The organism is Flavobacterium endophyticum (assembly GCF_003634455.1).
In the GTDB taxonomy this organism is placed as follows: domain Bacteria; phylum Bacteroidota; class Bacteroidia; order Flavobacteriales; family Flavobacteriaceae; genus Flavobacterium; species Flavobacterium endophyticum.
The window spans coordinates 185208-200064 of record NZ_RBLC01000002.1 but is presented as its reverse complement, the minus strand read 5'-3'; the positions used below and the strand labels follow the sequence as shown (position 1 = coordinate 200064).

Here is a 14857-nt window from a genome sequence, read left to right as displayed (position 1 = left end):
TTTGTTGTACAATAAAGCTATTAATGAACCATTTACAAATGCATACATCAAAAATTGCACTTTTTCTGCTGTTACTTATGGCCCAGTTTGCTTTTTCCCAGCAAGATGGCTATTGGGACAAAGATCGTGTGACTACAAAAGAAATTATTGTTTCAGCAGGAGACAGAATTACTGTAAGGACCGAAGACCTTCCGACTGGTACGACCGAAATCGTCTACAGGATCACGCTTCTTGACGAAAACCAGCAGATGGCGAACAGCCTGACTTCTTTGCTAAAAGCAATTCCAGATCCCACAGGAATCAGCCAAGGTGCTGCAGGAGCAGTGTTTTTGACGTCTAAAATTTCTGGCGATGATAAATGCACATATGGTATCTTTTCAAGCAATGCTCTTGCGAAGGAATACAAAGAAAAAGGAAAAACAGAGAACGCCTGCCTTTTTCAGAGTACTCCTGTAAATAAAGATGCAAGGCGTCTTTCGATGGATAAATCTTCCTGCCTGAAAGCGGGAATGGAGTATTTATGGTTTGGTTTTGAAAGTAAAAACTGGATCATGAAGCAGAAGATTATCCTAGAAGTCGTGCCTTGGGTAGATAATAAATTAAGCCGTGGCTGGACGACAGAAAATCGCCAGACAATTATCAAGCAGGTCAAAACATCGGAGTTGGCTAAAAAAATGCTCAACTCTGACGACTTTTCGCTTTGTATCCTTGAAAAAATGCAAAAACAATACAAATTTCAAGAGTTTCAAAATCTTATGGCGATTGAAAAAGCAAAAGCCTTCAAGGATTTTGGAAATGCATGCCTCTCTGAAAAACCAGCAAACAAATCAATCTTGACGTCAATCCGTTTGGATGCGTTGCACTATTTCAAAAATCGAAAATACGAACAAGCTATCGATTTATTGCAGACCGGAATTATTGAAAACGGCAATGCGACTGTTTTGGATTACAATGCTTTAGGTCAATATTATCTGTATTCAAAACAATACGATAAAGCGCTGAAAGCGTTGAAAGAAGGTGAGAAGATAGACGCTTCAGAATTGCTTGTCCAATTAAATATGGCACATGTTTATCTGCTAAAAGGTGATTACAAAAAAGCAAAGGAAATCCATAAAAAGTATAATGGGCAAAACGTAACGACAGCCCTATCTTGGAAAAACAAAACACAATCCGACTTTGAAGACTTAAAAAAAGCAGGATTCAAAAACGACGATTTCGACAGGATTATAAGACTTCTCGAAGATTAAAAGTACAAACAATGCTCAAAGCCTCCTATAAAAAGCATATTCTTAATTTTAAGCGACCATCAGGTACATCGCGAGGTGTTATGACCCAAAAGGAGACTTGGTTTCTTATTTTGGAGGAAAATAGCAAAACAGGAATAGGCGAGTGCGGTATCTTGAGAAGTCTAAGTGCAGATGATAGACCCGACTATGAAGAAAAGCTGCAATGGACCTGTGAAAATATCCATCTCGGAAAAGAGACGCTTTGGGAATCGCTGCTAGAATTTCCTTCCATACAATTTGGAGTAGAGATGGCGTTTCAGTCGTTGGAGAGCGAAACGCCTTTTTTACTGTTTCCTTCTGACTTTACAAAGGGCAAAAAAAGCATTCCAATCAATGGCTTGGTTTGGATGGGAGAGCCTGCTTTTATGAAGGCACAAATTGAGGAAAAATTGGCGCAAGGTTTTAATTGTATAAAACTTAAAATTGGAGCTATAGATTTCGAAAAAGAACTCGAATTATTACGTTTTATTCGACAAAATTATGATGCTTCAACTATCGAAATCAGGGTAGATGCTAACGGTGGATTTTCTTCAAATGAAGCTTTATATAAATTAAATCAATTATCTGAATTTGAATTACATAGTATAGAGCAACCTATACAAAAAAATCAGCATGACAGTATGTCAGAACTCTGTAAAACGACTCCTTTTCCGATTGCTTTGGACGAAGAACTGATTGGTATTTTTGGATATGCTGAAAAAGAAGCTTTGTTGCAAAAAATAAAGCCCCAATATATCATTTTAAAGCCAAGTTTGATAGGTGGTTTTAGAGGTTCAAAAGAGTGGATTTCGCTTGCTGAAAAATACAATATCGGCTGGTGGGTTACTTCCGCTTTAGAAAGCAATATTGGCTTAAATGCTATTGCACAATGGACATTTTTGCAACAGAATCCAATGCCCCAAGGTTTGGGCACTGGCGGTCTGTATACTAATAATTTTGATTGTCCTTTAGAAGTAAGTAACGGAGAATTAGTTTATGATCCTGCTATAGGCTGGAATATAGGTTTGCTTCTAGATAAATAACTACTGTTTCGTGATAATCGGTGCGCTCAAGCAGCTTTCAGGAATCGCGAAAGCATTAACTAAAGGCACAGCATTCTGTCTGATTTCCCAACATAACTGATTTACGGCTTTTCGAATGGCTTTTGTTTTTACACCTTCCATGTAGCCTTGCTCCAGATACCAGCTTGCGTTTTTTTCGAGAGTTGATAAGGCATAGAGCTGGCAAAGTTTCTTTAAGATAGCCTTTGCGCCCTCATCTTTCGTCTTTTCAATTTGAAGCTGAAACTGTTCCAAGACAATTCGTTCCAAATAAGCCTGACTTACATTAATCAAATGATGTTGGGCGATATTAAAAGCATCAAATGAATCCAAGCCACTATCCAGCAGCTTTTTGATACGTTTTGCCGCAGAAGCCTGTATTTCCCTTTCACGGAACTGAAAAGCATGAATGTGGAATTCGCTATCAACCAGATGATTTTCGTCCGTATTTCGAGTCGCAAAAGGATTTTTATAGGTAATTGAGGTTTTGGCCTGGTCTACGACATAATTAAAAAGGCTCAAGGCGTTCATTTCGCCAAACTGATTTTTGAATTCTGAAAGTCGATTTTTGGCAACGAGATTCATTAAGACAGTATTATCGCCTTCAAAAGTGGTATAGACTTCCGTATCATTCTTCAAAGCAGCAAATCGATTTTCAGCCAAATAGCCTTTTCCGCCACAGGCTTCCCTGCATTCCTGTATGGTATCGCGCGTGTTCCAAGTAGAATAGGCTTTCATGCCGGCTGCCAAAGCTTCGATTTCCTGCATTTCCGATTCTTTTCGGTTTAGGAATCGTTGCGTAACATATTGCAAGGCAAAATGTATGGCATAGGATTTGGCTAAATATGGCATCAGTCTACGCTGGTGCATTCTGTAGTTTAAAATTGGAACTTCTGAACCGCCTTGAGGGCCGAACTGACGTCTTTGGTCGCCATAGCGGATGGCAATTGTCAAGGCTGATTTAGCTGCTGCTAGTGCTGAACGCGGAATTCCAATCCTGCCGCCGACTAAAGTGCCGAGCATGGTAAAAAAACGTCGGTTATCACTGGCAATCGGGCTTTCAAATTGTCCTTTGCTGTTTATAGAAGCAAAACGGTCGAGCATATTTTCTTTCGGAATCACGACATTGTCAAAATAAATAATTCCGTTATCTACACCATTCAGTCCCATCTTTAGACCGCAATCTTCAATAGTGACACCTTCGTGCACCTTGTTTTTTGAGTCGCGAATTGGTACTATAAAAGCATTGACGCCGTGGTCTGTTCCGTCAATAATCAATTTGGCGAAAACTGTGGCCATCTGTCCGTCGCGAGCCGCATTCCCGATGTATTCTTTTCGCGCTAATTTATGCGGCGTATTGATCGTAAAGGTTTTTGTCTTGTGGTCATATGTCGCTGTGGTTTCAAGCGATTTTACGTTAGAACCATGATTCGTTTCGGTCATGGCAAAACAGCCAGGAAGACTGAGCGTTCCGACTTTTTTCAAATATTTTGCATAATGTTTTTCGGTTCCAAGCGATTGGATGCTCATGCCCCAAAGTCCAAACTGCACGCCAAATTTGATGACAAGGCTCAAATCGTGATAGCTTAAAGTTTCCATGATAGAAAAATAAGCTTCTACATCGTCTTGGCCGCCATGAGCTTTAGGGTAGGCAGTAGATCCCAAACCTTCTTTTGCCAAAATTTTGCACCATTTCAAAACTTTTTCACGATAGACCTCAATATCGGTCGATTCCTCATATTTAAAAGTGGGACGACTGATAATTTTTTTGACCTTATTGATCGTTTCGGCCTGATTTCCATCAAGTATTTCTGTGAGTTTTTCTACAGAGAAAGTTGCTTCGGTAGCGTATTTGGAAGTAATAGTATCATGCCTTTCTTTGAAGACATATACGGCTTCGTTGCTGATGATTCCTAATAATTTTTCTAAATTTTGAAGATAGAAGTAGAGCGGCTTTAGCTTTTCATTGCTAATTTTAGGATTGTCGAGCAGGGCTAATTTTATGGAGATATCTGTTAGCAATTCTTCTTCGCTGTCTTGATTTACGGCTCTTTTGATACTTTCTTTCCACTCCTGCAGTTCGGTTCTTGACGGAGGACTGTCGATATTTATTTTAGAAAGAAGTTCTTTTTTGTCGGCTTTTGTCAGCCAGTCTTGGGTGTTGATAGATTCCTTAAGCAGGTTTGTTTCTTTTTCTGTCAACACATCATCAGACCAAGCGATATAAAATATAGGAAGGAAGGAATTTAAAATTGGATTTGTCATAATGGAATAATTTCTAAAAAAGCTGTGTAATTTCTATCCCTTTAAAATTAAGCAATTATGATCGGATAAGGTTTAAATGTATGTTAATTAAGAATTTTTCTGTTGGTATTTTCTCAAAGATTCCAAAGCCTGATGCTGTACTTTTTTATGAAGGAAGGAAGACCATCCCAATAGCAAGCCGGTTGTTCCTAAAGCTTGTTTTGCCCAATTCCAGAAATCAAACGAATCGGTATGTTTGATAATCAGACCGTCCTTAAATTCAAAGGAAGCCTTTATTTTGTTGACGACTTTTCGGTTGGTTTTTATGAAATGATAGATTGCGGTCCATTGTGCCGTTCCTTTTTGAGTATCGGCCTTGATATCGGAGAATTCAACTTTCAGGTTTCCTTTAGCCCTTTCAATCAACATATACCACATATCCGAGGCGTCTTTTCCTTCGAGTTTTCCGAAAGCAGGATCTTCAAAAACGATATCTGGATGATAGCAGCTTGCCATTGTTTCTGCGTTTTGGGCTGCGAAAGCCGCATAGAATTCTTCAATAATCTGTTCGTTGGTGTTCATACTTGGGATTTTGAATCATTAAAAGTAGGCAAAAAAAGACAATTGTTTACGGAGTATAGACATCTGTCCAATCGGTCGAGCGAATAGCTGAGACTTTATTTTCGTTATTTAGCGTTACCTGAAGTTCTTTTTGTGCAAATTTTCTCTGATAATCTGCCTTGTATCTGAAAACAAGTGTATTGTCAGAATTGTTTTTGATAACCTCAACCAATCTAATATCTTCAAACTGCCCATATTTTATCGAAAATTTTCTGCAAGTGCTAGACAGTTTTTCTAAAGTCGTATTTTGGATTACCTTATCGGTAGCTTCTTCTTTTGTAAAAGGCTTAAATTTAGAAGTGTTGCAGGCATTCAATATCCTTTTTCCTAAATCATACGCCCTGCTTTTTTGAGACGGGCTTACTTGCGAAAGTTCTAGTTTGGCTATTTTAGGTGCCGCTGGCTTCGATTTGCAGGCTGCAAGAACAGCAATGCAGAGTAGCAGCAGGAATAATTTTTTCATAGTGTGTTTCTTTTTCAATGTTTTTTATTTGGTAAAAAGCCAGCCTGAAGAAGCTGGCCTTAAACAAATAAAATTTAATTCTTTGGCTTTTTGATTTCGACAGACGCATCATTTTTAGAAACGTTCACGTCTGTTTTGCTCTCGCCATCTTTTGTGTTTACCTGAACACCGTCTTTTCCGACAGAAACGGTAGTTCCGTCATTATCTTGCTTTTCAGCTTCGGTTTTAGGCGACGGAGTCGGAGTTGGGTTTTCTACAGGCGGCGTCTCCGGAACTGGATCAGGAGTTTTTTTGTCTTTTTTACAGGAAGCGAACGCTAGCAACGCTATGGTTCCCAATGCGATAAACGATTTTTTCATTTTAGTCTAGAATTTTAGGTTATTATTGTTTTCAATGTACTCATTTTAACTTAAAATCGCTAGAATATATTGTTTTATTTCTAAAATTTAAGAAGATGTTAGGAATTGTCCTGCAAGCAATTCATACGATTTCTTGCGGTCTTCAAAATTTTCTGCTATGGTGGCAATCATGATTTCATCGGTTTCATACTCGTCGGCAATTTTTTCGATAGCGGCCTTGAGCTTTTCCGGAGTTCCTGCAATATAACGCCCTTTGTTATAAGCAATCCGTGCTTTCTGCTGCAACGTATAGCCCATATTTTTTATTTCTTCAAAAGAAGGAAGTTCTCCGGCAGCACCCGCTTCAATATGCAGCATTCGATAATCGAATTCTGTAATCCAATCGGCAATCTTTTGTTCGTCTTCAGAGCAGAAGGCAAAGATTCCGACATTTACTTTCGGTTGTTTCAGCTCGGCAGAAGGCTTAAAATTCTGGCGGTAGAAAGCCGCTACCTCTGGACCACCATCAGGATTGATAAATTGAGCAAACGACAATGCCATTCCGAAATGGGCCGCAAATTGAGCACTGCCTCCACTGGATGTCAAAATCCATAAATCTGGAATTTCTTCCGGACACGGATACGATTTTACTTTTTCATGTACCGTATCGGCTAGGGTTTCATTCCTAAGAAAGGCTTGGACATCGATCAATTGCTGGAAAAATTCTTTTTCACTAAAGGTATTAGAAGGATTGAGCAGGTGAGACGACAGCCTGTCGCCGCCAGGAGCACGTCCGATTCCTAAATCAATTCTTTTTGGGAAAAGCGTTTCCAACAGTCCGAAGTTTTCGGCCACCTTAAAGGCGCTGTGGTTGGGAAGCATGATACCGCCCGAGCCAATCTTTATGGTTTGTGTCTTTGAGGCTAAAAACGGAATCAATACTTCGGGAGCCGTGCCGGCAACCATCTTAAAGTTATGGTGTTCTGAAACCCAATAGCGGGTGTATCCTAGTTTTTCTGCTAATTGTACTAATTCGCCGGATTCTTGCAACGCTTGTTTTGCTGTTCCGTTTCTCCTGACCTGAGATTGGTCAAGAATGCTTAATCTGATATTTTTCATACTTGTAAAGATAAGAAACTAATCACTTTTGACGGTTTCTGCCAAAGGCTGCAAGGTGTTATTTTTTTCCTAAAAATTTCCAATGTTAAGTTTTTGCCTGAAGTGAAAACTTAACATTGGCGCATCTATTAATGGCTTAAATTTGTTAACGTTAAATTTACAATATCGTAATTTTAACGAAACATGAACACTATTTCCAGAATCTCAAAATCATTGTATAATACTAATCGATAACCCTATGAGTCAAATAGCCGAAAACAATCCAGAAAACGCCCCTGAGAAAAGCCAAGATACTCCAAAAGCCACAGCTACTCCAGTTGCGAAGCAAGAGAGTCCAAAGCCTGCTTCAGCTCCGAGAGCTAGAGCGCCAAGGCCAGCCGCTGGTACGACAGCGAAAGCTCCTGTAGCTAAAACTGCGCCTGCAGCCAAACCGGCACCTTCAAGAACAATAACTACAGCGGCTAAAACGGCTGCCGCTAAACCAGCTGCCGCAAAGCCTGCTGCTACGACAACAGTAAAAAAAGCAACTCCAGCGGCGACCAAAGCAGCGCCAAAGGAAAATACAGAGGCTAGTGTAAAAGAAGTTGAAAACGCATTAACGCCTGTCCAAGATACTCAAGCGAATACCGAAGAAGCAGTACAGGAGGATAAAAAGAAAAACAAGAAAAAATCTAAAAAGATGAAAGAAAAGGAAAAAGCCAAGGCTAAAAAAGACAAGGAGAAAGCAAAAGCTAAAAAGGCAAAACTAAAAGAGAAGGAAAAAGCCAAGGCTAAAAAGAAAAAAGATAAGGAAAAGAAAGAAAAAGCTAGAAAAAAAGCCAAGGCTAAAAAAGTAGCGAAAGCTAAGGCAAAAGCAAAATCCAAAAACAAATCGAAGAAGAAAAAGTAAAGGAAATAAAAAACCGATGATTACTAGTCATCGGTTTTTTGTTTATATCTACAGCGTAAGTCTTATTTTTTTAGGCAAGGCCGCTCTTGCCGTATAAAGTCAGGTTTTATAAGCCCTGTAATAAAAGTTTTTAATCAAGGTAATTGCATAAAACTGGCCCCGATAACTTTCAACATGCCGTCAAAGCGTTTCCAAACTCTAAAATATCTAAATTTTCCTTCTAGAGGCGTTCCCATCATTTTTCCTTTCGCTGTCATTGTAACGATTGAAAGCGCGGTGTCGCCCATTATTCTAATGTCGTCAATTTCTGTTGAAGCGTCTTCAATAATCATTGTTTTCGCTTTATGTGAGTTCAAGTCCATTTCTTTAGTTAGAATTTGTCCTGTCGGTGCAACTGCAACCAAATCATCGTGCAATAGTTGGTCAAGTTCGTCCACATTGCTTACAAGTTGAGCCGAAAAAAGTTTGTTTTCCGCTTCAACGACATTTTCTCTGGTGATTTCTGTTTTGTCCATATTCTGAATTTACATTTTTATCATTTAAACAATCTGTTACATGAATAAGTAATAGCATTCTAGTCAAATAAATAGAGCTACCAGAACTTCCACCATAATTTCTTATTAGTTGTCTTTTCTAACATAGCTTTTATGCGATTTTCAGCTTCTTCTTTGCTGACACCATTATAGTAATCTCTTACGAAGGGATGGTCGAAATCTTTATGAGGTACAATTTCTGGCCTGTCTCCGCCTTTTCGTGTATAGACAGAGGTTGGAATGCTTTCTTCAAAATCATAATCTGGTATGTCGTTGCAGAGCCAGCCAAAATAGCTTCCCTCATGTTCTTTATTGTCAAAGTTGTCTTTATAATCCTGATAGCTTTTTTCGCTAAACGAAACCCAAAGTCCATAATGCAGGTCTTCGCAATGATTGTTTACTTTTTGAAAAAGTACGCCTCGGACAAACCTGTCAGTCTGATCGGCATGATGGATAGAACAGAAATCACTGCTGAGTTCGGCAATTTCTTTTTTGTCTTTTTTGGGCAAGATATCATAATAAAGTGGCGAAGAGAAAGCCAGGGCAGGCCAGTCTTCACATTCTTTTCCACAACAATCGCAAATGTATTTCATAAATTAATCAACATTTAATAGTCTTTCAATCTGTTCTTTCCAAATTTCCCTTTTACTCACATGAAAATCTTCTTTCTCCTTATGCTTTATTATAGATAAGCCATTTTTAATCAATCCTAAAGCATCTACAAAGTTAACTTCAGTTATTTGGTCAAGAAGTATTGTGCATTCATGTCTTTCTGTATAATTTATGGCGTTGGTCTGGAAAATAAGCCTGTCTTTTAGTAGATAGAGTGTACCTCCCACAGATATTTTATTTCTATAGTGATTTGCTAAGCCAGAATATACAATCTGATTTTTATCTATTTTTTGGAATTGAAGCGAATAATCAATTTTTGAAAACATCTTGATATAGAAGCATATACTAAATACAATAGTACAAAAAACTCCAAGGACCAAGGCTAAATCACTTTTTTTGGAGGTTATAAAAACATATATGCCAGCAGTAAAGCCAAAAAATATTCCTGCCAGTAAAGAGTTTCTGATTCTCATTTGCTATTTTCTTATTATTGTTATCCCATTACTTTTAAAGATAGAAACGAGTTGCTTTCCACCAAATATAACTATTTCCCTACACAAAAAAACTACAAAACCTCAGCCCTAAATAATTTTATATCAAAAACCAGCTTAGTTGGAAGACGCCTAAACAAATTTGATTACCTGAGCTGGCGGAAAGCCTTAACTAATCGGCGGAAAGTGTCAACTAAGTGGCGAAAAGGGGCACCAATCTTTTGGTCAAAACAACGATACGGCCCAGCCGGTCAGCTATCACGTCGGAGTGAACTACTAGCTTCGATACAAGAAAGAACCCTATTACCCCGGAGTTTCTTATTATTTTCTGTGCGTATCGGCACATTTTTCTTCTTCTTTCTTTTGATTTATTTTTAAATAGGCTTTCTTCTGTTTATATTTCATTTGATTGAAAATAATCTAAGTTATTTCCCTTTGTGAGAGCTCTGATTATTAATGCTTCTGTGCATTTTAAATGTGCTTTTATAATGTATATTGCTGATTTAAAGATGATTGACACTTTCTTTTTTAAGCAACTGACGAATTGCTGACTGTAAGATAATAATATACAGTATTTTGAAAAATAATTGAAAATAATCTTATTTTATATTTGTTTAATAGATTTATTTCTTATATATTTGTACTGTAATCATTCGATACTAGCCATTCAAAAGCCTTGTTGTCCGGAAAACAATTCAGAGAATCATATTAGCCACGAATATTACAAGAAATAAATCTTATAATTTAAAAAAGTAAAAATGAGTACAGAAATTAAAAACACGCTCTTCCGATTCGTTACCATGAGATCGCCAGAGCTATCTGAAGAAAAAAACAAAGACAAGCGTTTTGTGTATCGAAGCGCAAATGGAGTAACATTTGACAACGCTGTCGCCAACAGGCCGAGCAACAAGAGCAAGTGGCAATCTATGGTAGATGCTTCTCCTTCTTTCGGGGCCATAAGCCAAGAAAATCTAAAATCTATCAATGCAGAACTATATGTGCTGGCTGTATGGATGGCAAAGAACAAATATTCGTATACTGAAGCAGACCTCAAAAAAGAGGTTTTAAAAGTTACAACAGGCTTGACGCCATCGCAGCTGACTCTTTTATGGGACAATCTTTTTTACCAAGTAGTCACGCAGAAAAGCTTTTATGCTAAAGAAATCATCATGCAGTTGCTTGTCGCCAACCATCTATTTAGAAACTATGATGAATCGAATAAGCCATTGTCTAAACAATTGATGAATGCAAAAGTTGTCTTGCCTAAGCAGTTATTCGTAGAAAATACGTCTTCTGCTCCGATTGTTGCAAGAATGGCTGCAAGAGGTGAGTCTGAAGAAGAAGCCCAAATGTCGCTGCCTAACGATGAGATGCGACAATTTCAAGCAATTTCCTTGTCGAACATAAATATAGAAAGACAGAATAAGCTCAAGAAAGAATTGCAAAAAGTCGAAAAGGCCTATAAAAAGGAATATCAGGTTTCCTTTGAAAAAGAACAGCTAAAATACCAGGCAGAAATACAGCCTATTATTGATGATTATCATAAGAATGTGGAAGATGCCAAAACCAAATGGTGTTCTGTGAGAAATCCTGATGTCCCTTTTGATGCGGCAGATCCTTGCAATGAGCCACCAGTTGTTCCAATGCCTAAATTGCCTGCTTTTAATTTTAAATTCAGAAACGAAATTGATTTGGAACATTTGAAGTCTGTATTATCTGCACCAGCTTTTGATACATTGCTTGAAGTATTGGAAATAGAGACAGAAGACGAGCCGGAAAAAAAAGGAGAAGGCCTTGCGGCTAGAATCACTCCAGGATTGTCGAGCGATACTAGCCTAACGTCGTTCCAAAATGTTTTCACATTGATTGAAGATCAGGTTTCTACTAATACGCAGACTATCATCAGCCATACGCCTCATCAAGGAAATATTTCAATAAGTGTTGGAGGAGTTGTTATTCCTACGACAAATAATGCTACGGCTGGGACACTTCCTTTTTCTTATCAAGCCTGTCCAAAAATCTACAGTAGTAACGCTAATGGCGGTACCTATGTAAACTTTGACGTTTCGTTTACGGTAGCTGATTCTTCATGGCAGATTTCGGGAGTTGAGACTACGGTCGAAAAGTATTCTGGAGAAAAGGTGGTTCGTACTGCTTTTACGCAAAACAGAAACGGAAACAGCATCATGCTGACCAATCTTCATAATGATGCGCTTACGACAGGTGATTTCTACTACGTGATGAAGAATCTTACAGTAGCAATTACTTTTACGAATGGAGCAAAAAAATCGTTCACGACTGATTTTTGGCATACGTTGAATTGTGCTACGGGCAGGATGCTGACCATCTTAGAGCCGCAGCCAGAAAGCACGCCGTCAGTTCCCTCTGTACCTGCTACTGGAGCCGATGGATCGTTTATCCCTTCTGGATTTGGAGTAAAACAACTTGGTATTGCTGATTATAAAAAAGTAGAACAGACTGTTCAAGGATATGTTGAAGGCGAAGTGGCGGCAATCGAAAACGTCATGGCCCGCGAGTATAAGGAGAAGGCTACCCGCAAGCTCCGTAGAAGCGAAAATACGACGACGTCTACTTCTGAAAGAGAAAAAGAACAGTTGTCGGATACGACCAATACGAGCCGTTTCGAAATGCAGAGTGAAGTCGCAAAAGTGTTGCAGGAAAGCAAAGATCTTTCTGCCGGAGGAAACTTCGGAATGGAATGGGGCGGCGCTACAACAGGAGGTACCAAATTTACTCTGGGTGCAAATGTCAATATGGCTACGCATACTTCTAGAGAAGAAAGTACGCGCCAAGCCGTCAACCAAGCTAAAGAGGTAACAGAGCGTGCGATGGAAAGAATCGTGACTAAGGTAAAAGAAGAGCGTATCGAGAAAATTATCGAAGAGTTTGAAGACAATAACAAGCACGGTTTTGATAATACGAAAGGCGACAAGCATGTCGTGGGAGTTTATCGCTGGGTTGACAAGGTTTATAAGAATCAGATCTATAATTATGGAAAACGCTTGATGTTTGAATTTATGGTTCCAGAGCCTGCCAAGCTTCATATATTGGGTATGTCTGAGAATGGAGGATCCAAATTGATAGAGCCCGTAGATCCAAGAAAATTTGTTGACACTCAAGGAACGACAACTCCGCTAAATCTAAAAGATTTTACGTGTGTAAATGATGCTACAGTAAAATACTGGGGCGGAAAGCTAAATGTTGATTTGGATGCGAGTCCTTCGCAATTCTTAAGTGTCGGTAAAGAATTCAATTTCTCTGGATTGATGAGTGGTGGTAATTCTTGGTCTGATAAAGCCAATCTGACTTTGCCTGAAGGTTATAAAACGGTTGATGCGGTAGTTACTGTATCTAGTGCTGCAATGCAGACCAGCTGGGGTAAATCGATTGGTGTCAGCGTTGGAAACTTGAGATACTATTGCGGTTCGTTGAACGACAACTGGAGATTATATCCAAAAGATGGTGAGATCTTAAATGCTTTTGAAGGCAATATTCCAGTTTCTGTTTTCTTTATTACGCACCACGTTGGTATTGCCAATGTTAGCGTCAAATTAGAAAGAACAGCCAATAAATACCAACAATGGCAGCAAGAAACGTTCAAAGCGATTATTGATGCTTATGAAGATGCAGTTGTAGAATACGAGCAAAAATTAGCCGAAGAACAAGCCAAAGGTGTTGTCATCAAAGGTACTAATCCTGGCTTTTATCGTGAAATTGAAAACATGGTATTGCGCAAAAACTGTATCTCTTATATAATAGACCAGAATACTACTGCGAGAAGAACTTATGGAAAAGACATGACCAAGCCTCTTGCTTCAGGTGTAGACAGATCTTTTGGAAACCATGAGATAAAAGTAGATGCGAATCTAGACGATTATGCTGCTTTTGCCAAATTTATTGAGCAAGCTTTTGAATGGGACATTATGTCTTATAATTTCTATCCGTACTATTGGGGAGCTAGAGAAGATTGGGCAAAACTGTATCAATATGATAACAATGATCCTTTGTTTAGAAGTTTCATGCAGGCAGGTATGGCGAGAGTAATCGTAACAGTTAGGCCAGGTTTTGAAGAAGTGGTTAGCTATTATCTACAAACGGGCCAAATCTGGAATGGAGGCGAAGTACCAGTTATCGAAGATGAACTGTTCCTTTCTATCGTAGACGAATTGCGTGAGCCGGAAGGTCAAAAAGAAGGAAAAGCATGGGCTACAAGACTCCCAACTGCTTTGACTATTTTGCAGGCCGATAGCATTGGATTAAAGGTAGACAAAGCGTTACCGTATGACGAAGACTTGTCTGATTTCGAAGATCCTGCTTCTGTACCGCATTCAGCTAATTTCCATATCACGGGAGCACAGATGAACGGAGCTTCTTCAAAAACAGTTACCTTTTCGTATGAAGATATGGATAGTTTTGGTAATAATACTATTGGTCACTATGATTCGTATTCCAGTTTTCCAAGAACGTTCCGATGTATGGGAGAAGAAATCGTTATCGAAAGAGATGCCGCTTGGCAGTCAACAGATTCAGCGAAGGTTATCTATACGAAGCTAGCAGAACAACTGTCTCTGATTCCCGGAATCGATGCTCAGCAGTATACTTCAGCAGATAACAATGAAGCGTCTATCCGATTCATAGTGGACACGAGCGTAGTTCCGACATTTATTTTTGAAAAAGAAACTCCAGTAACGGTTACGATGCCTGAACTGGATCAGGTAAAAGTTCTTTTCAATTCCGATTCTGTGAAGTTTACAAATCCGACAGCTTATTATGACAGGATTTTGGATGCTAACGGAACCAAATTAGCTTCTGCCGAAGTAAATACTTTATTGCCAATTTCTAGATTTTCTATATGAGCCAGATAAAGGCAGAAGCCATATGGCAGCACGAATTCGTGCTGCCATATATTTTAAATGACCTGAAAGCCAAAGTAGATGAGATTACTCCTGTAAGAGCTATTTACTTGCATGGCAGCAGGGCAAGGGTGTTGCCAAACGATTGGCGCCAATTGGAAGGTAAGGATTGGGACATTATGATGGTGTGTGATTTTCCGATCGTGAATTCACAGCTGTGGACAACTGCGCTGAACTATCATATCGACCTGGCCATCACTACAGAATATAAAATCAAGAACTTTTTGCGAAACAATACCTCGGTTGTCGAGCTATTTCCAAGCTATAAGTTGGTGATTTAAGAGTAT

Annotated in this window: 13 protein-coding genes; 5 read left to right on the top strand and 8 right to left on the bottom strand. The window is 38.9% G+C overall.

From position 1 onward, the window contains the following. The first annotated feature begins 23 nt into the window (after positions 1-23). On the top strand, positions 24-1247 hold the full coding sequence (locus CLV94_RS10490; protein WP_245982537.1) for a tetratricopeptide repeat protein: 1224 nt from the start codon (positions 24-26) through the stop codon (positions 1245-1247). A gap of 11 nt (positions 1248-1258) precedes the next feature. Then, the gene (locus tag CLV94_RS10485; RefSeq protein ID WP_121376444.1) at positions 1259-2308 is read left to right on the top strand and encodes an o-succinylbenzoate synthase; all 1050 of its coding nucleotides are present in this window, start codon (positions 1259-1261) and stop codon (positions 2306-2308) included. Here CLV94_RS10485 and CLV94_RS10480 read toward each other — a convergent pair whose 3' ends face one another. The 5 genes from CLV94_RS10480 to CLV94_RS10460 form a co-directional block, all read right to left on the bottom strand. Beyond that, a complete protein-coding gene (locus CLV94_RS10480) occupies positions 2309-4591 on the bottom strand; it encodes an acyl-CoA dehydrogenase family protein (protein WP_121376443.1) in 2283 nt (760 codons plus the stop codon). It abuts the gene before it with no gap. An 87-nt stretch (positions 4592-4678) separates the two neighbouring features. Beyond that, the gene (locus CLV94_RS10475) at positions 4679-5152 is read right to left on the bottom strand and encodes a nuclear transport factor 2 family protein (protein ID WP_121376442.1); all 474 of its coding nucleotides are present in this window, start codon (positions 5150-5152) and stop codon (positions 4679-4681) included. A gap of 46 nt (positions 5153-5198) precedes the next feature. Next, complete coding sequence (locus CLV94_RS10470) at positions 5199-5654, bottom strand: hypothetical protein (RefSeq protein WP_121376441.1); 456 nt, start codon at positions 5652-5654, stop codon at positions 5199-5201. Positions 5655-5728: 74 nt separating this feature from the next. Next, a complete protein-coding gene (locus CLV94_RS10465; protein WP_121376440.1) occupies positions 5729-6013 on the bottom strand; it encodes a hypothetical protein in 285 nt (94 codons plus the stop codon). An 87-nt stretch (positions 6014-6100) separates the two neighbouring features. Continuing rightward, entirely contained in the window at positions 6101-7111 is a 1011-nt protein-coding gene (locus CLV94_RS10460) for an LLM class flavin-dependent oxidoreductase (protein WP_121376439.1), read from the bottom strand. A gap of 238 nt (positions 7112-7349) precedes the next feature. Between CLV94_RS10460 and CLV94_RS17235 the strand changes: the two genes are divergently transcribed. Then, positions 7350-8000, top strand: coding sequence for a hypothetical protein (locus CLV94_RS17235; RefSeq protein WP_121376438.1), 651 nt, complete (start codon positions 7350-7352; stop codon positions 7998-8000). 134 nt (positions 8001-8134) lie between these two features. Here the strand turns inward: CLV94_RS17235 and CLV94_RS10450 are convergent, their stop codons facing one another. The 3 genes from CLV94_RS10450 to CLV94_RS10440 form a co-directional block, all read right to left on the bottom strand. Then, positions 8135-8515, bottom strand: a complete 381-nt coding sequence (locus tag CLV94_RS10450) for a nuclear transport factor 2 family protein (protein WP_121376437.1) — start codon at positions 8513-8515, stop codon at positions 8135-8137. Positions 8516-8592: 77 nt separating this feature from the next. Next, positions 8593-9126 carry a DUF2199 domain-containing protein gene (locus CLV94_RS10445; protein WP_121376436.1) on the bottom strand — a complete coding sequence of 178 codons (534 nt, stop codon included), beginning with the start codon at positions 9124-9126 and terminating at the stop codon, positions 8593-8595. 3 nt (positions 9127-9129) lie between these two features. Further along, positions 9130-9618 carry a hypothetical protein gene (locus CLV94_RS10440; RefSeq protein ID WP_121376435.1) on the bottom strand — a complete coding sequence of 163 codons (489 nt, stop codon included), beginning with the start codon at positions 9616-9618 and terminating at the stop codon, positions 9130-9132. Positions 9619-10394: 776 nt separating this feature from the next. Here CLV94_RS10440 and CLV94_RS10435 point away from each other — a divergent pair. Next, positions 10395-14513: a hypothetical protein gene (locus CLV94_RS10435; RefSeq protein ID WP_121376434.1), complete on the top strand. Its 4119-nt coding sequence runs from the start codon at positions 10395-10397 to the stop codon at positions 14511-14513. Beyond that, positions 14510-14851, top strand: a complete 342-nt coding sequence (locus CLV94_RS10430; RefSeq protein WP_121376433.1) for a hypothetical protein — start codon at positions 14510-14512, stop codon at positions 14849-14851. The genes CLV94_RS10435 and CLV94_RS10430 overlap by 4 nt, the downstream gene beginning before the upstream one ends. Positions 14852-14857 lie beyond the last annotated feature (6 nt).

What these genes read in the sequence shown, in the direction of transcription:
- CLV94_RS10490 (WP_245982537.1), top strand. Translation starts at nt 24, where the DNA reads ATGAACCATTTACAAATGCATACATCAAAAATTGCACTTTTTCTGCTG.
- CLV94_RS10485 (WP_121376444.1), top strand. Translation starts at nt 1,259, where the DNA reads ATGCTCAAAGCCTCCTATAAAAAGCATATTCTTAATTTTAAGCGACCA.
- CLV94_RS10480 (WP_121376443.1), bottom strand. Translation starts at nt 4,591, where the DNA reads ATGACAAATCCAATTTTAAATTCCTTCCTTCCTATATTTTATATCGCT.
- CLV94_RS10475 (WP_121376442.1), bottom strand. Translation starts at nt 5,152, where the DNA reads ATGAACACCAACGAACAGATTATTGAAGAATTCTATGCGGCTTTCGCA.
- CLV94_RS10470 (WP_121376441.1), bottom strand. Translation starts at nt 5,654, where the DNA reads ATGAAAAAATTATTCCTGCTGCTACTCTGCATTGCTGTTCTTGCAGCC.
- CLV94_RS10465 (WP_121376440.1), bottom strand. Translation starts at nt 6,013, where the DNA reads ATGAAAAAATCGTTTATCGCATTGGGAACCATAGCGTTGCTAGCGTTC.
- CLV94_RS10460 (WP_121376439.1), bottom strand. Translation starts at nt 7,111, where the DNA reads ATGAAAAATATCAGATTAAGCATTCTTGACCAATCTCAGGTCAGGAGA.
- CLV94_RS17235 (WP_121376438.1), top strand. Translation starts at nt 7,350, where the DNA reads ATGAGTCAAATAGCCGAAAACAATCCAGAAAACGCCCCTGAGAAAAGC.
- CLV94_RS10450 (WP_121376437.1), bottom strand. Translation starts at nt 8,515, where the DNA reads ATGGACAAAACAGAAATCACCAGAGAAAATGTCGTTGAAGCGGAAAAC.
- CLV94_RS10445 (WP_121376436.1), bottom strand. Translation starts at nt 9,126, where the DNA reads ATGAAATACATTTGCGATTGTTGTGGAAAAGAATGTGAAGACTGGCCT.
- CLV94_RS10440 (WP_121376435.1), bottom strand. Translation starts at nt 9,618, where the DNA reads ATGAGAATCAGAAACTCTTTACTGGCAGGAATATTTTTTGGCTTTACT.
- CLV94_RS10435 (WP_121376434.1), top strand. Translation starts at nt 10,395, where the DNA reads ATGAGTACAGAAATTAAAAACACGCTCTTCCGATTCGTTACCATGAGA.
- CLV94_RS10430 (WP_121376433.1), top strand. Translation starts at nt 14,510, where the DNA reads ATGAGCCAGATAAAGGCAGAAGCCATATGGCAGCACGAATTCGTGCTG.